Here is a 26,161-nt window from a genome sequence, read left to right on the forward strand (position 1 = left end):
GCCTTGTTTTTTGGGTACAATCGGCGCTGATGACCCATGCCAACGACCTCGCCGGCCAGCCGCTCAATGTAGCGCCAGCCCTGGCCAAGAAACTCGACAAGCTCGGCCTGCGCCGGCGCTTTGACCTGGTGTTGCACCTGCCGCTGCGCTACGAAGATGAAACCCATCTCTATCCCATCACGGCAGCCCCCTACGGCCAGCCGGTGTTGGTAGAGGGGAGGGTCATCGCTCATGAGGTCCAATTCCGTCCGCGCAAACAGTTGCTGGTGCGCATCGAGGATGCCAGCGGCGTGCTGCTGCTGCGCTTCATCCACTTTTATCCCAGTCAGCTCAAACAGTTTGCCGATGGTGCCCTGGTACGTGCCATGGGCGAGATCCGTCGTGGTTTCCATGGCGACGAGATGGTCCATCCGAAAACGCGCGAGGTGGTCGATGGCACACCGCTGGCGGAAAGCCTGACGCCGGTGTATCCCACGGTCAATGGCGTGACCCAGCCCATGCTGCGCAAGCTGATTCGCAGCGAGCTGCAAAGCCTGCCTTTGCCGGAAACCCTGCCCCCCTCTGTTATTGCCCATTTGCAGCTGCAAAGCTTTGCCGATGCCGTGCGGCTTTTACATTCTCCGCCACCGGAATACAGTGCCAGCCAGCTCAGTGAGCCGGCCTTGCCGGCATGGCAAAGGCTGAAGTTTGACGAGCTGATGGCGCAGCAGTTGTCGATGCGGCTGGCTTACCGCGCCAGACGTCAGGGTAAGGCTCCGGTGGTGCGCGGCAGTGGTCGCTTACGCGAGGCACTGTTTGCCAGCTTGCCCTTCCGTCTCACGGCTGCGCAGCACAAGGTACTGGGCGAAATCGATGCTGATCTGGCGCAGGCGCACCCCATGCATCGCTTGCTGCAGGGCGATGTGGGCAGTGGCAAAACCGTGGTGGCGGCGCTGGCCGCACTCACCGCTATCGAGGCGGGATTTCAGGTGGCACTGATGGCACCGACGGAAATCCTGGCCGAGCAGCATTATCGCAAGTTGTCCGGCTGGCTTGCCCCGCTTGGGCTGACGGTCAGCTGGCTCTCCGGCAGCCTGCGTAAAAAGCAGAAAGAACAAGCACTGGAGCAGATGGCCAGTGGTACGGCCCATCTGGTGGTGGGAACGCATGCGCTGTTTCAGGATGGCGTCGATTTTGCCCGGTTGGGGCTGGCCATTGTCGACGAGCAGCATCGTTTCGGGGTCGGCCAGCGGCTGGCGCTCAAGCAAAAAGGCGAGGAACCCCATCAACTGATGATGTCGGCCACACCGATTCCACGCACCCTGGCCATGAGCTTTTACGCCGATCTGGATGTGTCAGTCATCGATGAGCTGCCGCCGGGACGAACGCCTATTGTCACCAAGCTGATCAACAGTAGCCGCCGTGAGGAAGTCGTCGATTTCGTGCACAAGACCTGCAGCGAAGGTCAGCAAGTGTACTGGGTGTGCCCGCTGATCGAGGAGTCAGAAACCCTGCAGCTGCAGACGGCAGTGGAAACCCACCGCCAGCTGGCAGCACAACTGGGGCAGTGGCATGTCGGCTTGCTGCATGGCCGCATGAAAGCGGATGAAAAGGCGGCAGTCATGGCCGCTTTTGGCAGTAACCAGCTGCAAATCCTGGTGGCCACCACGGTGATCGAAGTTGGCGTGGATGTGCCCAATGCTTCGCTGATGGTGATTGAGCACGCCGAGCGCATGGGGCTGGCCCAATTGCACCAGCTGCGGGGCAGGGTCGGGCGGGGTAGTGCGCGCAGCGTGTGCATGCTGCTGTTTGAAAACCCGCTGTCCGATATTGCCAAGGCACGCTTGAAAGTCATTTACGAGAATGTCGATGGTTTCGAGATCGCCCGGCAGGATTTGCTGATTCGTGGTCCGGGTGAGTTTCTTGGTGCCCGGCAAAGCGGGGTGCCCATGTTGCGCTTTGCCAATCTGGAAGACGATATCGAACTGTTGGAGGCGGCACGGGAGCTGGCCCCGGAAATCCTTGCACGCTGGCCGGAAGCGGCAGAAGCACATCTGGAGCGCTGGCTGTCTGGTCGCGAGCAATTCCTCAAGGCCTGAATGAGCATGCCGTGAACTACCCGGTGGTGGGGGCATGGCAGCGAATGCTGGCGGTGGTTTCATGCTGAGATTGCCTTGTTGCAAATCCCTGTGCAGATAGATAGGAATGATGCAAAAAAAAGCGCCTCATCCGTAAGGATGAGGCGTCAAGGGATTGCTGCAAACAACAAAGGAGAAACCATGATGAAACATGATTATATTAGCAAATAATAAAGTTCGAAATCAATGGTGAGTCATTGCTTGTTTGATACAGGTCAAATTTGACCCGTCATGATGAGGATCATAGAAAAAGCCGCCCGTAGGCGGCTTTAGCGGTAATGGCAGGCAGTATTACTTCAGCCAGTTGCTAGCCAGGTAGTACAGGCTGCCAGACAGCAGCATGGCAACCGGCATGGTAAACAGCCAGGCGAGAAGAATGGAGCGCACGGTAGACCATTGCAGGCCAGCCTTGTCCGCCACCATGGTGCCGGCCACGCCACTGGATAGTACGTGGGTAGTGGAAACTGGCAAGCCAAACTGACTGGCCAGACCGATGGATACCGCCGCAGTCAGTTGAGCCGACATCCCTTGAGCATACGTCATGTCTTTCTTGCCAATGCCCTCACCAACAGTCTTCACTACACGACGCCAGCCAATCATGGTGCCACCACCCAGCGCCAATGCCACGGCGATGATCACCCAGGTCGGTGCGTACTCAGTGGTAACGGTCAGGTCCTTGCGCAGATTGCTCAGCAGTTGCTTGTCATCGGCACTCAGATTGGGCAGCGAGGCTGCTTTTTTCGCTGCATCGTCCAGGCAAAGCAGGTCGGTGCGCACATCCCAGCGTTTGTTGTCCGGCAGGCTGCGGTAGCTGCTGCCATCGCCCAGAGCCGTGATCAGATTATCAGCAGTGCGCAGGGTGTCGCGCGGACGGCAGTCGTGAATATTGCTGCCGGCGACCGTCGGCTTGAACATGGTATCCAGCGCAGTCTGGTGGCGATTGTAGAACTGCTGCAGATGCAAGGCCGCATCGCGGGTCCGTTCGATCTGGTAAGGCGTGCTGTCCAGGTTCAGTACATATTTGGCCGGAACGATGCCGATCAGCACCAGCATGATCAGGCCTACGCCTTTTTGACCATCATTGGAACCATGGGAAAAGCTGACGCCCATGGAGCTGACGATCAGCATGAAACGCATCCAGAACGGCGGGTGCTTGCGTCCTTCGACCTGCTGGCGCTGGAAGGGCGTCTTGTGCATATTGCTCTGCGGGCGGGCACGCCGCAGGCTGATGACCAGCAGGCCGGACAGGAAGGCACCGACCAGTGGCGAACACAGCAAGGACAGACCCACATCAATGGCTTTACCCCAGTTCACCCCTTGCGACAAGGGCGTGCCGTTGATCAGGCAATTGGCCAGGCCCACGCCAAGGATGGCGCCGATCAGCGTGTGCGAGCTGGAGGCTGGCAGGCCGAAATACCAGGTACCCAGATTCCAGGCAATGGCGGCCGTGAGCAAGGCAAACACCATGGCCATGCCGCGTGCGGTATTGACCGAAACCAGCAGGTCTACCGGCAGCAGGTGCACGATGGCGTAGGCGACGGCCAAGCCACCCGTCAATACCCCGAGAAAGTTGAAGACACCAGAGGCAAACACCGCCAGGCGTGGCTTCATCGATTGGGTATAAATGACGGTAGCGACCGCATTGGCCGTGTCGTGAAAACCGTTGATGAATTCGAAGGCCAGGACAAAGCCCAGCGACAGAATCAGGGTAATGGCCACGTGGGTGTCCAGCCCTGCAAAGAGGTCCAGCATGATCGTGAAAATCGTGTAAAGGAAAGCCGGGATTGTTGTGTCCAGACCCGCAGGCGTCAAGTAAATGAAACAAAAAAAACGGGGCTTGTCGTTTTCGCGTCGTGCCGCTTGTGCTCCGCCTTGACATGCTTTGTGTTTGCCCGGTTTTTTCAGGCAGTTACAGGACATTCTGTTGTAATAAACGGGTGTTTCTTCCATGAAAAAACCCTGCGCGCCGGGCGGCGGGCAGGGCTGGTCATTGGTAGCTGGCTTAGCCGAATTTGCCGGTAATGTAATCCTCGGTAGCCTTCTGCTTGGGCGCGGTGAAGATATTGTCGGTTTCGCCGAACTCCACCAGTTCGCCCAGATACATGTAGGCGGTGAAGTCCGACACCCGGGCCGCCTGCTGCATATTGTGGGTCACGATGGCGATGGTGTAGTCCTCTTTCAGCTCATGAATCAGTTCTTCGATGTGAGCAGTGGAAATCGGGTCCAGTGCCGAGGTCGGCTCGTCCAGCAGCAGTACCTCCGGGCGGGAGGCCACTGCGCGAGCAATGCACAAGCGCTGTTGCTGGCCACCAGAAAGCGAATTACCAGACTGCTTCAGCTTGTCCTTGACCTCATCCCATAGCGCAGCCTTGCGCAGCGCCCACTCCACCCGGTCGTCCATTTCGGTCTTGGCCAGCTTCTCGTACAGCTTCACCCCGAAGGTGATGTTGTCGTAGATGGACATCGGGAAGGGGGTCGGCTTCTGGAACACCATGCCCACCTTGGCGCGCAGCAGGTTGATATCCACGTCGCGGCCCAGAATGTTATTGCCGTCCAGCAGGATTTCACCTTCGGAGCGCAGCCCCGGATACAGCTCGTACATGCGGTTGAAGGTGCGCAGCAGTGTGGATTTACCGCAACCGGACGGTCCGATGAAGGCCGTGACCATGCGCGGGGCAATATCCAGATTGATGTTCTTCAATGCGTGGAAGTTGCCGTAGAAAAAGTTCAGATTCTTGACCTGAAGCTTGACGTTGTTATCAGCCATAGTCGTCATGCCTTAATGCGATTGGGTTTTCTGGCTGCCCATCCAGCGGGCAAGAATATTAAGCGTCAACACGCTCAGGGTAATCAGCAAAGCACCGGTCCAGGCCAGGGTGTGCCAGTCTTCGTACGGGCTCATGGCAAACTGGAAAATCACGATGGGCAAGTTGGCCATCGGCTGGTTCATATTGCTGTTGAAGAACTGATTGTTCAGCGCGGTAAACAGCAGCGGTGCGGTTTCACCCGAAATACGGGCAATGGCCAGCAGGATGCCGGTCAGCACGCCGGCCTTGGCCGAGCGCAAGGTGACATACAGGGTGATTTTCCACTGCGGCGCGCCCAGTGCAGCAGCAGCTTCGCGCAGGGTATTGGGGACCAGGCGCAGCATGTTTTCCGTGGTGCGCACTACGACCGGAATCACCAGCAATGCCAGCGCCAGCGAGCCGGCCCAGCCGGAGAAGTGCCCGACGCTGACCACATAGACTTCATAGACAAACAGGCCGATCACGATGGATGGTGCCGACAGCAGAATGTCGTTGATGAAACGGGTAGCCGGGGCCAGCCAGCCGCGCTGACCGAACTCCGCCAGATAGATGCCCGCCAGAATGCCGATTGGCGTGCCGATCATCGTGCCGGAAATGGTCATGGCCAAGCTGCCGTAAATGGCATTGGCCAGGCCACCCTGGCCACCGGGTGGCGGTGTGCTCTGGGTGAATACCTGCAGATTGATGCCGGACAGGCCGTGCTGCAGCAGGGTAAATAAAATCCAGAACAGCCAGAACAAGCCAAAGGCCATGGTTAGGGTGGATGCACCCATATTGAAGGCATTGACCAGACGGCGACGACGGTAGATAGAAGTATTCATGGTGCTGCTGCTTCCGCTGCGATCCTGAACGTTCAGGGGTTCGCTTAATGTGCTGTTAGCCATGATGATAGCGCCTTGTCAGGATGCCTTGCCTTCCTGTTTCTGCAGGCGCAGTAACAGGAGTTTGGCGCAGGCCAGTACGACGAAGGTAATGAAGAACAGGATCAGGCCCAACTCGATCAGCGAGGCCATGTGGAACTCGCCCGTTGCCTCGGCAAATTCGTTAGCCAGGGCCGAGGAAATCGACTGGCCCGGCTCGAACAGGCCGACGGCAAAGCGCGAGGAGTTACCGATCACGAAAGTCACGGCCATGGTTTCACCCAGAGCACGGCCCAAGCCCAGCATGATGCCGCCTACCACACCCGTCTTGGTGTAAGGCAGCACCACATAGCGCACGACCTCCCAAGTGGTGGAGCCCAGACCGTAGGCCGACTCCTTCAGCATGGTCGGCACCACTTCAAACACATCGCGCATGACCGAAGCGATAAAGGGAATCACCATCACCGCCAGAATCAGCCCGGCAGTAAAAACACCAATACCCATCGGCGCACCCTGGAACAACAGCCCGATCAGCGGGATGTCGCCCAGATTATCGATCAGGACGGGTTGGATGTGGTCGGCAAACAGCGGGGCAAAGACGAACAAGCCCCACATGCCATAAATAATCGAGGGGATACCTGCCAGCAGTTCGACAGCGATGCCCAGCGGGCGCTTGAGAACGTTGGGGCAAAGCTCGGTCAGAAACACCGCAATGCCAAAACTGACGGGCACGCCGATCAGCAAGGCAATCACCGACGTGGCGAGCGTGCCAAAAACCGGCACCAGGGCACCGAATTTCTGTGCGACCGGATCCCAGTCGCTATCAATCAGAAAGCTCCAGCCAAAACGGCTCAGGCTGGGCATGGCACCGATAATGAGGGAAATCAGGATACCCACCAGCAAGGCCAATACCAAAAAGGCAAAGCAGCGTGTGGATAGCCTGAAGATATTGTCTAGCAGCATTTGGCGCTGCATTTGCTGGTTATTGCTGAACTTTTCCATGAGGATACTCGGTCGCGTCTCAGACAAAAAGCCGGGGTTGCTCACCCCGGCCTTGATGCCACACCGGCCAGCTGCATCAGAGTGCATGCCGCTGGCCGGTGTCGCCATGCTGCACTTAGTTCAGAACCGGCTTGCCGCTGGCGTCGGTGATCTGCTTCCAGCTGGTGTGAATCACGGCCTTCACGCTGTCCGGCATCGGGATGTAATCCAGTTCCAGAGCGGTCTTGTCGCCATTCTTGTAAGCCCAGTCGAAGAACTTCAGTACTTCGGTACCTTGTGCCGGCTTGTCCTGTTTCTTGTGCATCAGGATGAAAGTGGCACCGGCAATCGGCCAGCTATCTTTGCCAGGCTGGTTGGTCAGCAGCAGGTAAAAGCCAGGGGCCTTTTTCCAGTCAGCGTTGGCCGCAGCGGCACGGAAAGACTTGTCATTCGGTGCCACAAAGCTGCCAGATTCGTTCTTCAGTTGACCGTAAGCCAGTTTGTTCTGCTTGGCATAGGCGTATTCCACATAACCGATGGAACCCTTGATGCGGGTTACATAGTTGGCAACGCCTTCATTCCCCTTGCCACCAACACCGGCAGGCCAGTTAACCGAGGTGTTCGAGCCAACCTTGCTGGCCCACTCGCTGGAAACCTTGGACAGGTAGTTGGTGAAGATGAAGGTGGTGCCCGAACCATCGGAGCGGCGAACTACGGTGATTTTCTGGTCCGGTAGCTTGACGCCCGGGTTCAGGCTGGCGATGGCCGGATCATTCCACTTGGAAACCTTGCCCAGGAAAATGTCAGACAGCAAGGGGCCGGTAAACTTAACCTGACCGGCTGCAATGCCCGGAACATTCAGTACCGGCACAACACCACCCAGCACTGTGGGGAACTGGGTCAGGCCGGACTTTTCCAGCTCTTCCGGCTTCAGTGGCATGTCGGAGGCACCAAAATCAACAGTCTTGGACTGGATTTGCTTGATGCCGCCACCAGAGCCGATGGACTGGTAGTTCATGCTGTTGTTGGTCGTAGTCTTGTAGGTGGTGGCCCACTTTGCATACAAGGGGTAGGGGAAAGTAGCGCCGGCGCCGGTAATGTCGGCAGCCATGGCTGCACCAGCGACGAAGCCGGCGGACAAGGCCAGCGAGGCGACCAGACGTACGGACTGTTTCATGCTTGCTCCTGAATTATTAGGGTAAGGCCCTGCGAGGTGTTGAGGCGCATCCTATCCCTTCAAGTTTTCAGAAATATTACAAGTCGTGGAAAAGCAGATTGCGGAGTTTTGACGATGACAGGACTAGGGATATAATCCGCAGCACTTAAACGGAGGCACCCGGACATGGCAGGCAAGCTGATTATCGGAAACTGGAAGATGAACACCCGTGCGCAAAGCGCGCAATCCCTGCTGGATGCGCTGCTTGCCGATTCGGAGTGCAATCAGTCATGGGTGGGTGTTGCTGCCCCCTCCGTGTACCTGGCGATGCTGGCTCAGCGTCTGCAAGGTGCGTCATTGCAGTTGGCTGCGCAGGATGTGAGTGGCTTTGCTAATGATGGTGCCTACACCGGAGATGTCTCGGCGGCCATGCTGCGGGATGTCGGTTGTACTTATGTTTTGGTCGGACACTCGGAGCGCCGGCAGTATTTTGCCGAGAGCAACCCGCTGCTGCTAGCCAAGATGAATAATGCGCTTGCCGCAGGCGTGGTGCCGGTGCTGTGTGTGGGTGAAACGCTGGAGCAGCGTGAACAGGGCGACTACCTGCAGGTCATTTATCAGCAACTGTCCATTCTGGTGGATATCGATGCTGGCGACTACCTGATCGCCTATGAGCCGGTGTGGGCTATCGGTACCGGCAAGGTCGCGACGCTGGAGCAGATTGCCGAAATTCACAGCGCCATCAAAACGTGGTGCTTGCAAAATGCCAAGCCCTCCGCTAATATTCGCGTCCTCTACGGCGGCAGTGTAAAGGCAGAGAATGCCGAGTCAATCCTGAAGACAGACAATGTCGATGGAGCCCTTGTTGGTGGGGCATCTCTGGACGCCGGATCATTCAGGATGATTTGCCAGGCCGCAGGAAAATTGATATAGTATGGAACTTATTAAGACGCTTATTTGGGTTGTTAACCTGCTCTCCGCAGTGACGATTATCGTCCTTGTCCTCATGCAGCATGGCAAGGGTGCGGATATGGGTGCAGCTTTCGGTAGCGGCGCTTCCGGAAGTCTGTTTGGTGCGTCTGGCTCTGCGAATTTTTTGAGTAGAACCACTGCGGTTGCAGCGGTTGTATTCTTCTCCACGAGTCTCACCCTTGTTTATCTGTCGGGGGGCGGAAAAACTGATCTGGGTGTGATGGGTGGCAAGGTTGAACAAGTTGCGCCGCAAATCCCGGTCGGGGCAACCACTGGCAAAGCTTCGGGCACGACGTCAAAAATTCCGGAGTGACAGTAAAGTTATATTGTGCCGACATGGTGAAATTGGTAGACACGCTATCTTGAGGGGGTAGTGGCCGTAGGCTGTGTGAGTTCGAGTCTCACTGTCGGCACCACCATTCAAAAATAGGCCACCGGGATTCCGGTGGCCTATTTTATTTGGAGCCAAGGGGGGTAATTCCTCCTTTTTTTGGGGGTGTACGGGAAATGCTGCAAAATTATTTTCCCATTCTGTTGTTTGTCATCGTCGGGTTGCTGGTTGGCGTAGGTCCTATTGTTCTTGGCAAGGTCCTCGCGCCCAATCGTCCTGACCCTGAGAAACTCTCTCCTTATGAGTGCGGATTCGAGGCCTTCGAAGATGCACGCATGAAATTTGACGTTCGCTACTACCTCATTGCCATTCTTTTCATTCTGTTCGATTTGGAAATTGCGTTTCTGTTTCCCTGGGCTGTGGTCCTGAAAGAGCTGGGTGCATATGGCTTTGGTGTAATGGTGGAGTTCCTGGCGGTATTGACGCTGGGCTTCGTCTACATGTGGAAAAAGGGAGCGCTGGAATGGGAGTAGAAGGTATTCTGGAAAAAGGCTTCGTGACCACGACGGCCGACAAGCTCATCAACTACACCCGTACTGGTTCGCTGTGGCCGATGACCTTTGGTCTGGCCTGTTGTGCGGTGGAAATGATGCATGCTGGTGCTGCGCGTTACGACCTGGACCGTTTCGGCATCGTCTTTCGCCCCAGTCCCCGTCAGTCTGACCTGATGATCGTGGCCGGTACGTTGTGCAATAAGATGGCACCGGCACTGCGCAAGGTGTATGACCAGATGGCGGAACCGCGCTGGGTCATCTCCATGGGTTCCTGTGCTAACGGTGGTGGCTATTACCACTACTCCTATTCTGTCGTCCGTGGCTGTGACCGCATCGTGCCGGTCGATGTCTATGTGCCGGGCTGTCCGCCCACAGCCGAGGCATTGCTGTATGGCATCATCCAGCTGCAGAACAAGATCAAACGCACCTCCACCATCGCCCGATAAGGTAAGCACTTATGGCCTCCAAGAAAATGGAAGCATTGGGATCGGTCGTCGAGCAGGTGCTGGGCGACAAGCTTGTTTCAAGCACGCTGGCCCTCGATGAACTGACCATCGTCTGCAAGGCGGCAGATCTGATCGCCGTGGCCACCACGCTGCGTGATCATGCTGAACTTTCTTTCGAACAACTGATCGACCTGTGCGGTATGGACTACAGTGCCTACCGCGATGAGCCGTGGGATGGGCCGCGCTTCGCCGTCGTCTACCACCTGCTGTCGCTCAAGCACAATGTCCGTATCCGTCTGCGCGTCTTCGCCGAAGATGATAGCTTCCCGCTGCTCGCTTCGGTCAATCCGGTATGGAATGCAGCCAACTGGTTCGAACGCGAAGCATTCGACCTGTTCGGTATCGTGTTCGAAGGTCACCCTGACCTGCGTCGCATCCTGACCGACTATGGCTTTGTCGGCCATCCTTTCCGCAAGGATTTCCCGCTGTCCGGTCATGTTGAAATGCGTTATGACCCGACCCAGCAGCGTGTGATCTATCAGCCGGTCACTATTGAGCCGCGCGAAATCACTCCGCGCATCATTCGTGAGGAGAACTACGGTGGCTGAGATCCGTAACTACACGCTGAACTTTGGCCCTCAGCATCCGGCAGCGCACGGTGTGTTGCGTCTGGTTCTGGAACTGGATGGTGAAGTCATCCAGCGTGCCGACCCGCATATCGGCTTGTTGCACCGCGGTACCGAGAAACTGGCTGAAAGCAAGACTTTCATCCAGTCGCTGCCGTATATGGACCGTCTCGACTACGTTTCCATGATGTGCAACGAGCACGCCTACTGCCTGGCCATCGAAAAGCTGCTGCAAATCGAAGTGCCGCTGCGGGCGCAATACATCCGTGTGATGTTTGCTGAAATCACTCGTATCCTGAATCACCTGCTGTGGATTGGCGCGCACGCCATCGACATCGGCGCCATGACCATGTTCCTGTACGCTTTCCGTGAGCGTGAGGACCTGATGGACTGCTACGAAGCCGTGTCCGGTGCCCGTATGCATGCTGCCTATTTCCGCCCAGGTGGTGTTTACCGTGATCTGCCGGACTCTATGCCGCAGTACACCGTATCCAAGATCAAGAATGCCCGCGAACTGGCGCGCCTGAACGAAGGTCGCAAGGGTTCGATGCTGGACTTCATTGATGATTTCACCAAGCGTTTCCCCGGTTATGTCGACGAATATGAAACCCTGCTGACCGATAACCGCATCTGGAAGCAGCGTACCGTTGGTATCGGTGTGGTTAGCCCGGAACGTGCCAAGAACCTTGGCTTCTCTGGCCCGATGCTGCGTGGTTCCGGTATCGAGTGGGATCTGCGCAAAAAGCAGCCATACGATGTTTATGATCGCATGGACTTTGATATTCCGGTGGGCAAGGGTGGCGACAGCTATGATCGCTATCTGGTTCGCGTGGAAGAAATGCGCCAGTCCAACCGTATTATCCAGCAATGCGTGGCATGGCTGCGAGACAATCCGGGTCCTGTCATCACTGACAACCATAAAGTGGCTCCGCCTTCCCGCGAAGGCATGAAGTCGAATATGGAAGACCTGATCCACCACTTCAAGCTGTTTACCGAAGGCATGCATGTGCCTGAAGGCGAAGCTTACGCCGCGGTTGAGCACCCGAAGGGTGAGTTCGGTATCTATCTGGTATCCGATGGCGCCAACAAGCCGTACCGACTGAAAATCCGTGCCCCAGGCTTTCCGCATCTGGCAGCTCTGAATGAAATGGCAACGGGCCACATGATTGCCGACGTGGTGGCCATCATCGGTACCCAGGATATCGTGTTTGGGGAGATCGACCGCTAATGCTATCCGCACAATCACTCGCCGCCATTGATCGCGAAGTCGCCAAATATCCGGCCGACCAGGCTCGCTCGGCGGTTATGGGCGCGCTGCGCATTGCTCTGGTGGAACGCCGTGAAACCGGCAAGACACCGGAAGAGCGTTGCCTGAATACCGAGGTGATCGAATTCGTCGCCAACTACCTGCAGATTGCGCCGGTAGCTGCCTACGAAGTCGCCACCTTCTACAATATGTACGACATGAAGCCGGTTGGGCAGTACAAGATTACTGTGTGTACCAACCTGCCCTGTGCCTTGTCCGGTGGCGTCAATGCTGCCGAGTACATCTCCAAGAAGCTGGGCATCGCCATTGGCGAAACCAGTGCTGACGGCAAGTACACCTTGCTGGAAGGGGAGTGCATGGGAGCCTGCGGCGATGCGCCGGTCTTGCTGGTGAATAACCACAAGATGTGCAGCTTCATGACGCCCGAAGCAATCGACAAGAAACTGGCGGAGCTGAACTGATGGCAATCTTCGTCAATGGTGTGATCTTCGACGGCGTGGACACTTCTGCGCAGGACTGCTGGAAGCTGGAGGCCTACGTGGCCCGTGGCGGCTACCAGGCCCTGCGTCGCATCATCGAATCCAAGATGGCGCAAGAAGATGTGATCGCCGAAGTGAAAAATTCCGGTCTGCGCGGCCGTGGCGGTGCGGGTTTCCCCACCGGCCTGAAGTGGAGCTTCATGCCGCGCTCCTTCCCGGGCGACAAATACGTGGTGTGCAATACCGACGAGGGTGAGCCGGGTACCTTCAAGGACCGCGACATCCTGCGTTTCAATCCGCACGCGCTGATTGAAGGCATGATCATTGCCGGTTACGCCATGGGTACCAAGGCCGGTTACAACTACATTCATGGTGAAATCTTCGAAGAGTACGAGCTGTTCGAAGCTGCACTGGATGAAGCCCGTCAGGCTGGTTTCCTCGGTAACAACATTCTGGGTAGCGATTTCAACTTCGATCTGTTCGCCCATCATGGTTACGGTGCCTACATCTGCGGTGAGGAAACTGCGTTGCTGGAGTCGCTGGAAGGCAAAAAAGGCCAGCCGCGCTTCAAACCGCCGTTTCCGGCCAGCTTCGGTTTGTACGGCAAGCCCACCACCATCAACAACACCGAATCCTTCGCCTCCGTGCCCTTCATCATCCGTGATGGCGCGCAGAAGTTCCTGGAAGCGGGCAAGCCGAATAACGGCGGTACCAAGCTGTTCTCCGTATCGGGCCATGTGAATCGCCCTGGCAACTACGAAATTCCGCTGGGTACCCCGTTCTCGGTTCTGCTGGAAATGGCTGGAGGCATGCGTGATGGCAAAAAGCTGAAGGCGGTGATCCCGGGTGGTTCTTCCGCTCCGATTCTGCCCGGCGATGTCATGATGCAATGCACCATGGACTACGACAGTATTGCCAAGGCCGGCTCCATGCTGGGTTCGGGCGCTGTCATCGTGATGAATGAAGATGTGTGTATGGTGAAGGCGCTGGAGCGTCTGGCCTACTTCTATCACGAAGAATCCTGCGGCCAGTGCACGCCGTGCCGTGAAGGCACCGGCTGGCTGTACAAGGTGATCCATCGCATTGCCCAGGGCGAAGGCCGCCCGGGTGATCTGGAGCTCCTGGATTCGGTAGGCAATAACATGGCCGGCCGTACCATCTGTGCACTGGCAGATGCTGCCGTGTTCCCGGTTCGCAGTTTCACCAAGCACTTCCGCAATGAGTTCGAGTACCTGATCGAACACAAGAAGCCCTTGGTGGACCACAAATGGTGTTGAGCGATGCTTGAAATCGAAATCGACGGTAAAAAACTGACTGTCCCGCAAGGCAGTACCGTGATGGATGCCGCCCATTCCGTGGGCACCTACATCCCTCACTTCTGCTACCACAAGAAACTGTCCATCGCGGCCAACTGCCGCATGTGTCTGGTGGAAGTGGAAAAAGCACCCAAGCCGCTGCCCGCCTGCGCTACGCCGGTGACCGACGGCATGAAGGTGCATACCCATTCCGACATGGCCAAGAAGGCACAAGCCGGTGTGATGGAATTCCTGCTGATCAATCACCCGCTGGATTGCCCGATCTGCGATCAGGGCGGCGAGTGTCAGCTGCAGGATCTGGCCGTAGGCTATGGCAACTCTTCTTCCCGTTATCAGGAAGAAAAGCGCAGCGTAGTCGGCAAGGACATGGGTCCGCTGGTTTCCGCTGAAGAAATGTCGCGCTGCATTCACTGCACCCGCTGCGTGCGCTTCACCGAAGAAATCGGCGGCTTCCAGGAAATCGGCATGGCCAACCGCAGCGAATTCTCGGAAATCATGCCCTATCTGGGTAAGACCGTTAATTCGGAAATCTCCGGCAACGTCATCGACCTCTGCCCGGTGGGCGCGCTGACTTCCAAGCCTTTCCGCTACAGCACCCGTGCCTGGGAGCTGTCGCGTCGCAAATCGGTCAGTCCGCACGATGGTCTGGGTTCCAATCTGGTGGTTCAGGTCAAGAGCAACGAAGTGATGCGTGTTCTGCCGCTGGAAAATGAAGCCATCAACGAGTGCTGGATCGCCGACCGCGACCGCTTCTCCTATGAAGGCCTGAACTCGGCTGAGCGTCTGCAAAAGCCGATGATCAAGTTTGACGGCAAGTGGCACGAAACCGACTGGGAAACCGCGCTGGCTTATGTGGTCAAGGGCCTGAACGGCGTATCGGCCGATCACGGCAAGGATGCCATCGGCTTCCTCACCAGCCCGCACTCCACCACTGAAGAACTGTATCTGGCGCAGAAGCTGGCCCGTGCCTTTGGTGTCAACAATATCGACTACCGTCTGCGTCGCAGTGACTTCTCCGCCGATGCCGCCCAGCAGGGTGCGCAGTGGCTGGGTTCCAGCATTGCCGAACTGACTGCCACCAAGTCCATCCTGGTGGTGGGTAGCACCCAGCGCAAAGAACAACCGCTGCTGGCTTCCCATCTGCGTCAGGCAGTGAAGAAGGGTAGTGCGCTCAATGTGATCCACGTTGCCGACGATGCGCTGCTGACTGCAGTCAATGCCAAGCTGATCGTATCGCCGCTGGCACTGGTCAATGCGCTGGCCCAGGTGCTGAAGGCTGTGGTTGAGCTCAAGTCGGCTCAAACCGCAGTTGATCTGGCTGCTGTTACTGTCGGTGCCGAAGCGCAAGCCATCGCTGCCAGCCTGACTGGTGCCGAATCGGCTGCCATCGTGCTGGGCAATTTGGCGCAACACCATCCGGCCTTTGCCCAGCTGCTGAAGCTGGCGCAGGAAATTTCCGCGCTGACTGGTGCACGTTTTGGCCTGTTGGCTGAAGCTGCCAACAGCACTGGTGCCGAACTGGTGGGGGCCTTGCCGCACCGTGCCGCTTTTGGTGCCGCCGCCACGGCTGGCCTGAACGCCGCAGCGATGATCGCCGCGCCGCGCAAGGCTTACGTCCTGCTGAATACCGAAGTGGAATTCGACAGCTACAATCCGCAAGCTGCCGTGGCTGCCATGAAGCAGGCTGCCACCGTGATCGCACTGACTGCCTACAAAGGAGCAGGTCTGCTGGATTACGCCGATGTATTGCTGCCGATTGCCCCGTTCTCGGAAACTGCCGGTTCCTTCGTCAATATGGAAGGCAAGCTGCAGTCCTTCAACGGTGTGGTCCGCCCACTGGGCGAAAGCCGTCCGGCCTGGAAGGTCATGCGCGTGCTGGGCAACATGCTGAATCTGTCCGGTTTCGAGCAGAACAGTGCAGAAGACGTCCGCGCCGAACTGCTGGCCAAGGGTACGCTGGAGTCGGCCTTCAACAATGCACTGGGTGATGTTGCGGTGAATACGGCTGCGGCAGCTGGTCTGGTGCGTATCGGTGAAGTTCCGCTGTACCAGGCTGATGCCATCTGCCGCCGTGCCCAGTCGCTGCAGCAGACTGCTGATGCAGCTGCGCCGCTGGCAACTGCCCCTTCCAGTCTGTTAGCCCGCCTGAATGTGGCCGCTGGCAAGGAAGGCTTGCTGCGTCAGGGTTCTGGCGAGCTCAAGGTGCTGGTCGAGGCCGATGATAGCCTGCCGGCTGACACGGTACGTCTGGCAACGGCACATCCGCTGACTGTTGGTCTGGGTGGCATGTTCGATTCCATCGAGCTTACACAGGGGTAAAACATGGAGTTCTTGCAAGGCATTCTCGGTAATGAAGCGGGGCTCACGGTGTGGACCCTGCTCAAGATCATCGCCATCGTGGCTCCGATGATGATTGCCGTCGCGTATCTGACCTACTTTGAACGCAAGGTCATTGGCTACATGCAGATCCGTATCGGCCCCAACCGGGTTGGTCCGCTGGGTCTGCTGCAGCCTCTGGCTGACGGCCTCAAGCTGTTGATGAAGGAAATCATTCTGCCGGCGCAGTCCAGCAAGGGCTTGTTCCTGCTGGCTCCGGTGCTGGCCATTGGCCCGGCACTGGCTGCCTGGGCAGTGGTTCCTTTCAGTGACACGCTGGTGCTGGCTAATGTCAACGCCTCGCTGCTGTACATTCTGGCGCTGTCGTCCATTGGGGTATACGGCATTATCGTTGCTGGCTGGGCCGGCAACTCCAAGTATTCCTTCCTTGGTGCAATGCGTTCCGCGGCCCAGATCGTGTCTTACGAACTGGCCATGGGCTTTGCGCTGGTTGGTGTACTGATGGTGTCCAGCAGTCTGAATCTGGTTGACATCGTCAAGCAGCAGGGGCATGGCATGGCTGGTGGTTCGTTGTTCTCCTGGAACTGGCTGCCGCTGTTCCCGTTGTTCATCGTCTACCTGATCTCCGGAGTGGCTGAAACCAACCGCGCACCGTTTGACGTGGCTGAAGGTGAATCCGAAATCGTGGCAGGTTTCCACGTGGAATACTCCGGCATGGCATTTGCGGTGTTCTTCCTGGCGGAATACGCCAACATGATTCTGGTATCGGCGCTCACCTCCATCCTGTTCCTGGGTGGCTGGCTGTCACCCTTCCCGGCAAGCTGGGGCCTGCTGGGTGCCGGCGGTTTCTTCTGGCTGGCCATGAAGATGGCGTTTGTACTGTTCTGCTTCCTGTGGTTCCGTGCCACGTTCCCGCGCTACCGCTATGACCAGATCATGCGTTTGGGCTGGAAGGTGTTCATCCCGGTCACCCTGGTGTGGATCATGGTCCTGGGTATCTGGATGATGACCCCGCTGTCGCTGTGGAACTGAGGGGATAGGTAAAGAACATGGATAAGATTCGCAACTTTTTCAAAACCTTCCTGCTGGTGGAACTGGTCAAGGGCCTGATGCTGACCGGGCGTTATTTCTTTGCCCGCAAGATCACCGTCCAGTTCCCGGAAGAGAAGACGCCGATTTCCCCACGCTTCCGTGGCCTGCATGCGCAGCGCCGCTACGCCAACGGTGAAGAGCGTTGCATTGCCTGTAAGTTGTGCGAGGCCGTGTGCCCTGCAATGGCCATCTCGATCGAATCGGAACAGCGTGAAGATGGCACCCGCCGTACTTCCCGCTACGACATCGATCTGACCAAGTGCATCTTCTGCGGTTTCTGCGAAGAAGCTTGCCCGGTGGATGCGATTGTGGAAACACACATCTTTGAATACCACGGTGAAAAACGTGGCGACCTGTACTACACCAAGCCGATGCTGTTGGCGGTTGGCGACAAGTACGAGGCCGAAATCGCTGCCAATAAGGCAGCGGATGCCAAGTACCGCTAAGGGGACCTCATGAGCATGACTACGGTTATTTTCTACATCCTGTCCGCCATTTTGCTGTTTGCGGCGATACGGGTGGTCACTGCCAAGAACCCGGTTCACGCCGTGTTGTACTTGGTGCTGGCTTTCTTCACTAGCTCTGGTCATTGGTTGCTGCTGCAGTCCGAGTTCCTGGCCATTACCCTGGTACTGGTCTATGTCGGCGCGGTGATGGTGCTGTTCCTGTTCGTGGTGATGATGCTGGACATCAACGTGGAAAAGCTGCGCGAGGGTTTCTGGCGCAATTTCCCGGTGGCCGCCACCGTTGGCCTGATCATGGCCTTCGAAATGGTGCTGATCCTGACCAATCCACATACTGGTCTGGCCGACTACAAGGCCGGCGCGGCACTTGCGGCTGATGCCAGCAATGTGAAGGTACTGGGTCGCCAGCTGTATACCACCTACCTGCTGCCCTTCGAACTGGCTGCTGTCGTACTGCTGGTGGCCATGGTGGCTGCAATCGGTCTGACCCAGCGTAGCCGCAAGGACACCAAGGTGGTGGATGCAGCAGATCAGGTCAAGGTTCGCAGTCAGGACCGTGTGCGCATCGTGAAGATGCAAGCCGAAAAAAATGTGGAAGCGGCCGATACTGCCGAGTCCGGTGAGCAACAGGCCTGACGGCCGAACAACATAAGGGAGGAAATGTGCTGACACTAACTCACTTCCTGGTGCTGGCCGCAATCCTGTTTGCCATCAGCGTGCTGGGGATTTTCCTGAACCGGAAGAACCTGATCGTGCTGTTGATGGCCATCGAACTGATGCTGCTGGCAGTGAATTTCAACTTCATTGCCTTCTCGCATTACCTGTCCGATACAGCAGGCCAGATTTTCGTATTCTTCATCCTGACGGTAGCAGCGGCAGAGTCGGCCATTGGTCTGGCCATTCTGGTGGTGCTGTTCCGCAATATGCGGACCATCAACGTTGAAGACCTGGGCAGCCTCAAGGGCTAAGGCAAACCGGTTACCAAACTACAAAGCACACAAGCATGGATATGAAAAGCTTATACCTGCTGATTGCGCTCTCACCACTGGTGGGATCCATCATCGCAGGCTTGTTTGGATGGGCAATCGGCCGCCGCGCTTCCCACGTCGTGACGATTCTCGGCGTGGCAGTCTCGGCAGCCCTGTCCTTCAAGGTACTTTATGCCTTCCTTAGCGGGCAGGCAGAAGTCTTCAACGCGCCGGTCTATACCTGGCTGACTGTCGGTGGCTACGAGTTCTCGGTCGGCTTCCTGGTGGATTCGCTGACGGCAATGATGCTGGTGGTGGTCACCTTCGTGTCGCTGATGGTGCATATCTACACCATCGGCTACATGCAGGAAGATCCGGGTTATCAGCGCTTCTTCAGCTATATTTCGCTGTTTACCTTCTCGATGCTGATGCTGGTGATGAGCAACAACTTCATCCAGCTGTTTTTCGGTTGGGAAGCTGTGGGCCTGGTGTCCTACCTGCTGATCGGCTTCTGGTTCAAGCGTCCGACTGCGATCTACGCCAACCTAAAGGCCTTCTTGGTCAACCGCGTGGGCGACTTCGGTTTCCTGCTGGGTATCGGTCTGGTCCTGGCCTACTTCGGCGGTTCGCTGAACTACAGCGATGTATTCGCTGCAGCGCCGGCACTGGCCAGCAAGACCATCCAGATCATCCCGGGCCACGACTGGTCGCTGCTGAGCGTTACCTGCATCCTGCTGTTCATCGGTGCCATGGGTAAGTCGGCACAGTTCCCGCTGCACGTATGGCTGCCGGACTCGATGGAAGGCCCGACTCCGATCTCCGCGTTGATCCACGCCGCCACTATGGTGACGGCCGGTATCTTCATGGTGTCGCGTATGAGCCCGCTGTTCGAATTGTCTGATACCGCGCTGAACGTGATCCTGGTTGCAGGTTCGATTACTGCGCTGTTCATGGGCTTTCTCGGCATTGTGCAGAATGACATCAAGCGCGTGGTGGCTTATTCCACCTTGTCCCAGCTGGGGTACATGACCGTTGCTCTGGGTGCCTCGGCTTACCCGGTTGCCATGTTCCATGTGATGACTCACGCTTTCTTCAAGGCCCTGCTGTTCCTTGGCGCCGGTTCCGTCATCATGGGCATGCACCATGACCAGGACATGCGCAATATGGGCGGCCTGCGCAAGTACATGCCGATTACCTGGCTGACTTCGCTGCTGGGCTCGCTGGCGCTGATCGGTACGCCGTTCTTCTCCGGTTTCTATTCCAAAGACTCCATCATCGAAGCGGTACAGCTGTCGCACTTGCCGGCAGCCGGTTTTGCCTACTTCGCCGTGATTGCTGGCGTGTTCGTGACTGCCTTCTACTCCTTCCGCATGTACTTCCTGGTCTTCCATGGCAAGGAACGCTGGATGGAGAAAAAAGATGATCACCATCACGGTCACGATGACCACGACCACCACCATGGTCTGGGTCCGAATGACAAGCCGCATGAATCGCCGTGGGTGGTGACCCTGCCGCTGGTGCTGTTGGCCATTCCGTCGGTTCTGGTTGGTTTCTTCGCCATCGAGCCGCTGGTTTACGGTTCCTTCTTCAAGGGTGTCATCGCGATTCACAGCGAGGCACACCCGGCACTGGAAGAACTGGCACATGAATTCCACGGCGCCAGCGCCATGGGCATGCATGCCTTTACCTCGCTGCCTTTCCTGCTGGCCCTGGCCGGTGTGGTGACAGCCTGGTTCTTCTATATGAAGGCTCCGCAAATCCCGGCCGCCATCAAGCAGAAGTTCAGCTTCATCAACCAGGTACTGGAAAACAAGTACTACCTGGACGAGCTGTACTATGCCGTGTTTGCCAAGGGCTCGCGCGCCCTGGGTACCTTCTTCTGGAAGGTGGGTGACATGCTGCTGATCGATGGCCTGGTGGTGAATGGTGCAGCCAAGCTGGTGGGAACCTTCTCCAAGCTGGTACGCAAGCTGCAGACCGGTTTCATCTACAGCTACGCCATGACCATGATTATCGGCGTGTTGGCACTGATGACGCTGTGGTTCTCGCAGATCATCCTGCGCTAAGGCCCAGACCTCTGGAATTGGAATAACTACTTAGGTTTTGACTATGTTCACAAATCAGTTAAGTCTGGTGATCTGGGCCCCCATCGTGGCCGGGTTGCTGGTGCTGGCTACGGGAGGAGACCAACGGGCCAACCTGGCCCGCTGGCTGGCAGTAGCCGGTGCCTTGATCGGTTTCCTGCTGTCTCTGCCGCTGTTTACCGGCTTCGACAACCTCAACGGTGGCATGCAGTTCGAGGAAGTGAAGCCGTGGATTGCCTCCTTTGGCATCCAGTACCACTTGGGAGTGGACGGCATATCCATGCTGTTCGTCATCCTCAACAGCTTTACCACCCTGATGGTGGTACTGGCTGGCTGGCAGGTGATCCAGAAGCGTCCGGCGCAGTACATGGCGGCCTTCCTGATCATGTCCGGCTTGATCAACGGTGCGTTTGCCGCACTGGATGCCATCCTGTTCTATGTCTTCTTTGAAGGCATGCTGATCCCGATGTATCTCATTATCGGTGTCTGGGGTGGTCCGCGCCGTGTGTATGCGTCTTTCAAGTTTTTCCTGTACACCCTGCTCGGTTCACTGCTGATGCTGGTGGCCTTGATCTACCTGTATTTCCAGGCTGGCAAGACCTTCGACATCCAGGCTTTCCAGGCAATTGCCAAGATTCCGCTGAACGTGCAGATCCTGCTGTTCATCGCCTTCTTCCTGTCGTTTGCGGTGAAGGTGCCGATGTGGCCGGTCCACACCTGGTTGCCTGATGCCCACGTTGAAGCGCCGACTGGCGGTTCCATGGTGCTGGCTGCAATCACCCTGAAGATCGGTGCTTACGGCTTCCTGCGGTTTGCTCTCCCCATCCTGCCGGATGCGGCACGCGAACTGTCGTGGATCATGGTGGCACTGTCGCTGGTGGCCGTGGTGTATATCGGCTTGGTCGCGCTGGTGCAGAGCGACATGAAGAAACTGGTGGCTTACTCCTCCATTTCGCACATGGGCTTCGTTACCCTCGGTCTGTTCATGTTCACCGGTTCGCACCTGAATCAGTGGGCGGTAGAAGGCGCGCTGGTGCAGATGGTGTCGCACGGTTTTGTTTCCGCCGGCATGTTCTTCTGTATCGGTGTGATGTATGACCGCGTTCACAGCCGCAACATTGCCGACTACGGCGGTGTGGCGAACAAGATGCCGATTTTTGCTGCTTTCATGATGCTGTTTGCCATGGCCAACTCCGGTCTGCCGGCCACGTCTGGTTTTGCCGGTGAGTTCATGGTGATCATGGGGGCGGTGCAGGTTAACTTCTGGTATGCGGCCTTGGCTGCCACTACCCTGATCTTCGGTGCGGCCTACACCCTGTGGATGTACAAGCGGGTGATCTTCGGCGAGGTGAGCAATCACCATGTGGAAGAAATGGCTGATGTGAACAAACGCGAATTCCTGGTGCTGGCCGTACTGGCCATTGCAGTGCTGGGCATGGGTCTGTACCCGCAAGGCTTCGTCGAAAAGATGCACCTGTCGGTGAATGACCTGATTGCGCATGTTGCGCAGACCAAGCTCTAAGGCCATAAGGAAAACATAATGAATTGGGCTGATCTGAACCTGATGCCTGCCTTGCCCGAACTGTTCATGTTCCTGGCGATGCTGGTCATCCTCATGCTCGATGCTTTCATTTCGGATGCGAAGCGTGGCATCACCTACGGCCTCACCCTGCTGACTCTGGCAGGTTGTGCGGCGCTGCAGGTGTATACCTACTCCGCCGTGCCGGTGCATAGTTTTTCCGGCATGTTTGTCAGCGATGCGTTGTCCAGTCTGGTAAAGCTGGCCATGTATGCCAGTACCGCCATGGTGCTGGTATATAGTCGCCAGTACATTGCCGATCGCGGCCTGTTCCGCGGCGAGTTCTTCACCTTGGCCGTGTTTGCCCTGTTGGGCATGAACATCATGGTGTCGGCTTCACACTTCCTGTCGCTGTACATGGGCCTGGAACTGCTGTCGCTGTCGCTGTACTCGCTGATCGCCTTGCAACGTGACGAAGTGAAGGCAACTGAAGCCGCCATGAAATACTTCGTACTGGGTGCGCTGGCTTCCGGCCTGCTGCTGTACGGTATTTCGATGATCTACGGTGCTACCGGCACGCTGGATCTGGCCTTGGTGGCCAAGGCCATCAAGATGCACACTGCCAACGACATGCTGCTGGTGTTCGGTCTGGTGTTCATCGTGGCGGGCCTGTGTTTCAAGCTGGGTACGGTTCCCTTCCACATGTGGGTACCGGATGTGTACCAGGGCTCGGCCACTGCGGTGACGCTGATGATTGGTGCTGCGCCCAAGCTGGCTGCCTTTGTATTCGTGCTGCGCATCCTGGTGCAAGGCTTGGAGGCCATGGTGGCTGATTGGCAAGCGATGCTGGCACTGGTTGCCGTGTTGTCGATGGCCATTGGTAACATCACCGCCATCGCCCAGACCAATATCAAGCGCATGCTGGCTTACTCCACCATCTCGCACATGGGCTTCCTGCTGCTCGGCCTGCTGGCCGGTACGTCGGATGGCTATGCCGCCGCCTTGTTCTACTCGCTCATCTACGTGCTGATGTCCATGGTCAGCTTCGGTATCCTGCTGGGCTTGTCCCGCGCCGGCTTCGAATGCGAAACCCTGGATGATCTGAAGGGCCTGAACAGCCGCAACAGCTGGTATGCCCTGCTGATGCTGCTGACCATGTTCTCCATGGCCGGTGTGCCGCCGCTGGCAGGTTTCTACGCCAAGTTCGCCGTGATCAAGGCGATCGTGGACATTCACCTGTACTGGCTGGCCATCATTGCCGTGATGATGTCGCTGATCGGCGCCTTCTACTACCTGCGTGTCGTGAAGAACATCTACTTTGATGAAGCCCAGGACACCTCGGCCATCGTGATGCGTGCCGACATGAAGCTGGTGCTGTCCATCAATGCCGTGGCATTGCTGGTGCTGGGCATGCTGCCGGAGCGTGTGATCGAATTGTGCATTCAGGCGATGAAGCAGTCGCTCACCGTTATCTGATAGGAAAGCTGCCAGCATGCAAGCCAGTGTTGCTACTTTGTTGATTGTCGCCTTTGTGGCAGCCAATCTGCCCTTCCTGACCCAGCGTCTGGGAGGCGTCATCCGCATGGGTAACAAGCACTTCGGCTGGCGCTTGCTGGAGTTGCTGGTACTGTTTGTGCTGGTCGGTGTGTTTGCGCGCTTTCTGGAAGCGCGGCAGATGCCGGTCCAGCCGCAGCACTGGCAGTTTTACGTGACGACGGTAGCCTTGTTTCTGGTGTTTGCCTTTCCGGGATTTGTCTATCAGACCTTCTGGAAGAAACGCAGCAGTTAACAAGAACGGTTTTGCAGAAGAACCCGGCCTTGGCCGGGTTTTTTATTGTGCAAGTGATGGCCTGCTACTGTAGTCAGCTGATTGGCCCACAGTGGCAGCCCGCTGCCTGCGGGACCCGCAGGAAATATCCGCAGGACATGGCTCTGCGATGGACAAGAAAAACCCGGCACGAAGCCGGGCTGTCTGTCATCAAGCAAGTCTGCTGTATCGCCGCATCAATAGATGCGTTCCTCGCCTTCCGGGCGGGTCTTGAAGCGTTTGTGCAGCCAGAAATACTGGCTGGGTATCTCGCGGATGCGCTCTTCCAGAAAGGCATTCATGCGGCGGGTATCGGCCACGACATCCTCCGTCGGGTAATTCTCCCATGCCGGATAAAATTCCAGCTCAAAGCGATTACCCACGCGGCGTGCAATCAAGGGCACCACGCGCGCCTTGGCCAGCTTACTGATGCGCGACAAACCGGTAATGGTCGCGGCGTCCTTTTCAAAGAATTTCACGAAGACCGAGTCCCGGGCACCAAAATCCTGATCCGGCAGATAAAGGAAAGGAGTGTGCTCCTTGCGCATGGCCTTGATGATGGAGCGCAGGCCTTCGTTACGCGGCACGATGTAGCAGTTGTCATAGCGCTGGCGGCCAGCATAGATCTGCGCATCCAGGGTGTCGTTTTTCTGCTGTGAATACACACTGACCAGCGGCAGCACCTGATTGAGCGCAAACACGCACATTTCAAAGCCGACAAAGTGCGGGTAGAACAGGATCACATCCTCACCCTTGGCGCGCAGCTCTTCCACGATATGCAGATTCTTGATGGTGACCAGCTTGCGGATACGCTCAGCCGAGCTCCACCAGGCTACGCCATACTCAAGTGCCAGCCGGATCATGAAGCCGAAATTGGCCTTGACCAGCTTGATGCGCTCGGCTTCCGTCATCTGTGGGAAACACAGCCGCAGATTGGTCAACCCAACCTTGCGGCGATCTGCTGCCAAGTGGTAAGCGACTAGGCCAATGGTATCTGCCAGCAGACCAATAGCCCACATGGGCAGCAGGCGAATCAGCCATAACAGGGCAAAAGCAATCTTCATGGGTTTCCTTGCAGATGGTCAGGCGGCGTGACGCCGGCCGGACATTTGTAACGGTTATAGCTCCACAGATACTGGCTGGGGAAGCGGCGGATCAGGTTTTCCACAGTGTGGTTGAGCAAGGCACAGTCGGCATCCTTGTCCCCGCTGAAAGGCTGCGGCATGGACTCGATATGCACGACAAAGCCCTCACCGTGTGGCAGGCGTTCGCCGACAAAGAACAACACCTCAACACCGCTCACCTGTGCCAGACGCGGCACCAGACTCATGGTGTAGGCCGGCTTGCCAAAAAATGGCGCCCACACTCCCTCGCCATTACCGGGTACCTGGTCGGGCAGGATGATGGTTGCCTCGCCCGACTTGAGTGCCTTCATCAGGATTCTGACGCCTGCACCGGTGGCCGGCGCAGTCTTGCCTTTGCCCCTGGCCCGGCCTGCCTGCATTACCGGCTCCAGCCAGCTCAGCTTGGGAGGACGATACATGGCGGTAAGCGGGAAGGGCAGGCGCGAGCTGATATAGCGACCAGCAATATCGTAGCTACCCAGGTGCGGGGTAACGAATACGATGCCGTGGCCAGCCTGCAGGGCAGCTTCTACGTGCTGCCAGCCATGGCATGCCTTGACCAGCGCCGCGATGTCTTCCGGTTCGCGGCACCAGGCGATGGACAATTCCAATGCACCTTTGCCGGTTTCTCGTGCGGATTGTTTGACTAGTCCTTGTAAAACCTGATAATTTTCACAGATTTTACTCGACGCCAGATTATCTCTCATCCTTTGCGCATAGCGCGGGGAGGCGAGATAAGTTAGCCGCCCCAGTATGGCGCCGAGACTTTGCAGCCACGACAGCGGCAAACGCGCCAGCAAGGACAACATGAGTTGGACCAGCTTGGACATGGTTTAGTCAGTGGTGATCGTAAA

Annotated in this window: 25 protein-coding genes and 1 tRNA gene; 19 read left to right on the forward strand and 7 right to left on the reverse strand. The window is 57.1% G+C overall.

Annotation, left to right across the window (positions count from 1 at the left end):
• Nucleotides 1-29: 29 nt before the first annotated feature.
• On the forward strand, nt 30-2,078 hold the full coding sequence (gene recG / locus H2Z84_RS00465; RefSeq protein ID WP_181834225.1) for an ATP-dependent DNA helicase RecG: 2,049 nt from the start codon (nt 30-32) through the stop codon (nt 2,076-2,078).
• Nucleotides 2,079-2,408: 330 nt separating this feature from the next.
• On the opposite strand, the gene H2Z84_RS00470 is transcribed toward recG, so the two are convergent.
• The 5 genes from H2Z84_RS00470 to pstS form a co-directional block, all read right to left on the reverse strand.
• Complete coding sequence (locus tag H2Z84_RS00470) at nt 2,409-3,869, reverse strand: inorganic phosphate transporter (protein ID WP_181834226.1); 1,461 nt, start codon at nt 3,867-3,869, stop codon at nt 2,409-2,411.
• A 250-nt stretch (nt 3,870-4,119) separates the two neighbouring features.
• Nucleotides 4,120-4,884 (reverse strand): phosphate ABC transporter ATP-binding protein PstB, encoded by a 765-nt coding sequence (gene pstB, locus H2Z84_RS00475; RefSeq protein ID WP_059284814.1) that lies wholly within the window; start codon nt 4,882-4,884, stop codon nt 4,120-4,122.
• Between the two features lie 12 nt (nt 4,885-4,896).
• Entirely contained in the window at nt 4,897-5,745 is an 849-nt protein-coding gene (pstA, locus tag H2Z84_RS00480) for a phosphate ABC transporter permease PstA (protein ID WP_220272640.1), read from the reverse strand.
• A gap of 78 nt (nt 5,746-5,823) precedes the next feature.
• Nucleotides 5,824-6,786 (reverse strand): phosphate ABC transporter permease subunit PstC, encoded by a 963-nt coding sequence (pstC, locus tag H2Z84_RS00485; protein ID WP_181834228.1) that lies wholly within the window; start codon nt 6,784-6,786, stop codon nt 5,824-5,826.
• Nucleotides 6,787-6,901: 115 nt separating this feature from the next.
• Complete coding sequence (gene pstS, locus H2Z84_RS00490) at nt 6,902-7,942, reverse strand: phosphate ABC transporter substrate-binding protein PstS (RefSeq protein WP_181834229.1); 1,041 nt, start codon at nt 7,940-7,942, stop codon at nt 6,902-6,904.
• A 165-nt stretch (nt 7,943-8,107) separates the two neighbouring features.
• Between pstS and tpiA the strand changes: the two genes are divergently transcribed.
• The 18 genes from tpiA to H2Z84_RS00580 all read left to right on the forward strand — a co-directional run bounded on the left by tpiA (nt 8,108) and on the right by H2Z84_RS00580 (nt 24,165).
• The gene (gene tpiA / locus H2Z84_RS00495) at nt 8,108-8,854 is read left to right on the forward strand and encodes a triose-phosphate isomerase (RefSeq protein WP_181834230.1); all 747 of its coding nucleotides are present in this window, start codon (nt 8,108-8,110) and stop codon (nt 8,852-8,854) included.
• Between the two features lies 1 nt (nt 8,855).
• Nucleotides 8,856-9,206: a preprotein translocase subunit SecG gene (secG, locus tag H2Z84_RS00500; RefSeq protein WP_124645407.1), complete on the forward strand. Its 351-nt coding sequence runs from the start codon at nt 8,856-8,858 to the stop codon at nt 9,204-9,206.
• Between the two features lie 17 nt (nt 9,207-9,223).
• Nucleotides 9,224-9,309, forward strand: a tRNA-Leu gene (locus H2Z84_RS00505).
• A gap of 91 nt (nt 9,310-9,400) precedes the next feature.
• Nucleotides 9,401-9,757 carry an NADH-quinone oxidoreductase subunit A gene (locus H2Z84_RS00510; protein WP_045847652.1) on the forward strand — a complete coding sequence of 119 codons (357 nt, stop codon included), beginning with the start codon at nt 9,401-9,403 and terminating at the stop codon, nt 9,755-9,757.
• A complete protein-coding gene (locus H2Z84_RS00515; protein WP_045847651.1) occupies nt 9,748-10,224 on the forward strand; it encodes a NuoB/complex I 20 kDa subunit family protein in 477 nt (158 codons plus the stop codon). Before H2Z84_RS00510 ends, H2Z84_RS00515 begins: the two co-directional genes overlap by 10 nt.
• A gap of 11 nt (nt 10,225-10,235) precedes the next feature.
• On the forward strand, nt 10,236-10,832 hold the full coding sequence (locus H2Z84_RS00520; protein WP_181834231.1) for an NADH-quinone oxidoreductase subunit C: 597 nt from the start codon (nt 10,236-10,238) through the stop codon (nt 10,830-10,832).
• Complete coding sequence (locus H2Z84_RS00525) at nt 10,825-12,078, forward strand: NADH-quinone oxidoreductase subunit D (protein WP_181834232.1); 1,254 nt, start codon at nt 10,825-10,827, stop codon at nt 12,076-12,078. The genes H2Z84_RS00520 and H2Z84_RS00525 overlap by 8 nt, the downstream gene beginning before the upstream one ends.
• Nucleotides 12,078-12,578, forward strand: a complete 501-nt coding sequence (nuoE, locus tag H2Z84_RS00530) for an NADH-quinone oxidoreductase subunit NuoE (protein WP_181834233.1) — start codon at nt 12,078-12,080, stop codon at nt 12,576-12,578. Before H2Z84_RS00525 ends, nuoE begins: the two co-directional genes overlap by 1 nt.
• A complete protein-coding gene (gene nuoF / locus H2Z84_RS00535; protein WP_181834234.1) occupies nt 12,578-13,873 on the forward strand; it encodes an NADH-quinone oxidoreductase subunit NuoF in 1,296 nt (431 codons plus the stop codon). Before nuoE ends, nuoF begins: the two co-directional genes overlap by 1 nt.
• 3 nt (nt 13,874-13,876) lie before the next feature.
• A complete protein-coding gene (gene nuoG, locus H2Z84_RS00540; protein ID WP_181834235.1) occupies nt 13,877-16,231 on the forward strand; it encodes an NADH-quinone oxidoreductase subunit NuoG in 2,355 nt (784 codons plus the stop codon).
• Between the two features lie 3 nt (nt 16,232-16,234).
• Complete coding sequence (gene nuoH / locus H2Z84_RS00545) at nt 16,235-17,281, forward strand: NADH-quinone oxidoreductase subunit NuoH (RefSeq protein ID WP_181834236.1); 1,047 nt, start codon at nt 16,235-16,237, stop codon at nt 17,279-17,281.
• Between the two features lie 26 nt (nt 17,282-17,307).
• A complete protein-coding gene (nuoI, locus tag H2Z84_RS00550) occupies nt 17,308-17,787 on the forward strand; it encodes an NADH-quinone oxidoreductase subunit NuoI (RefSeq protein WP_197077215.1) in 480 nt (159 codons plus the stop codon).
• A gap of 9 nt (nt 17,788-17,796) precedes the next feature.
• Nucleotides 17,797-18,441, forward strand: coding sequence for an NADH-quinone oxidoreductase subunit J (locus H2Z84_RS00555; RefSeq protein ID WP_124645414.1), 645 nt, complete (start codon nt 17,797-17,799; stop codon nt 18,439-18,441).
• Nucleotides 18,442-18,467: 26 nt separating this feature from the next.
• Nucleotides 18,468-18,773: an NADH-quinone oxidoreductase subunit NuoK gene (gene nuoK / locus H2Z84_RS00560; protein ID WP_045847642.1), complete on the forward strand. Its 306-nt coding sequence runs from the start codon at nt 18,468-18,470 to the stop codon at nt 18,771-18,773.
• A 35-nt stretch (nt 18,774-18,808) separates the two neighbouring features.
• Nucleotides 18,809-20,839, forward strand: coding sequence for an NADH-quinone oxidoreductase subunit L (nuoL, locus tag H2Z84_RS00565; protein WP_181834238.1), 2,031 nt, complete (start codon nt 18,809-18,811; stop codon nt 20,837-20,839).
• Nucleotides 20,840-20,882: 43 nt separating this feature from the next.
• Nucleotides 20,883-22,379 carry an NADH-quinone oxidoreductase subunit M gene (locus H2Z84_RS00570; RefSeq protein WP_103526132.1) on the forward strand — a complete coding sequence of 499 codons (1,497 nt, stop codon included), beginning with the start codon at nt 20,883-20,885 and terminating at the stop codon, nt 22,377-22,379.
• Nucleotides 22,380-22,397: 18 nt separating this feature from the next.
• Complete coding sequence (gene nuoN / locus H2Z84_RS00575) at nt 22,398-23,852, forward strand: NADH-quinone oxidoreductase subunit NuoN (protein WP_181834239.1); 1,455 nt, start codon at nt 22,398-22,400, stop codon at nt 23,850-23,852.
• Between the two features lie 16 nt (nt 23,853-23,868).
• Nucleotides 23,869-24,165: a DUF2818 family protein gene (locus H2Z84_RS00580; protein WP_181834240.1), complete on the forward strand. Its 297-nt coding sequence runs from the start codon at nt 23,869-23,871 to the stop codon at nt 24,163-24,165.
• Nucleotides 24,166-24,380: 215 nt separating this feature from the next.
• Here H2Z84_RS00580 and H2Z84_RS00585 read toward each other — a convergent pair whose 3' ends face one another.
• Both H2Z84_RS00585 and H2Z84_RS00590 read right to left on the reverse strand, forming a co-directional pair.
• Nucleotides 24,381-25,247: a lipid A biosynthesis lauroyl acyltransferase gene (locus H2Z84_RS00585; RefSeq protein WP_181834241.1), complete on the reverse strand. Its 867-nt coding sequence runs from the start codon at nt 25,245-25,247 to the stop codon at nt 24,381-24,383.
• A complete protein-coding gene (locus H2Z84_RS00590) occupies nt 25,244-26,137 on the reverse strand; it encodes a lysophospholipid acyltransferase family protein (RefSeq protein WP_103526136.1) in 894 nt (297 codons plus the stop codon). Before H2Z84_RS00590 ends, H2Z84_RS00585 begins: the two co-directional genes overlap by 4 nt.
• Nucleotides 26,138-26,161: the final 24 nt, after the last annotated feature.

Source organism: Aquitalea aquatica (assembly GCF_013911085.1).
GTDB lineage: Bacteria > Pseudomonadota > Gammaproteobacteria > Burkholderiales > Chromobacteriaceae > Aquitalea > Aquitalea aquatica.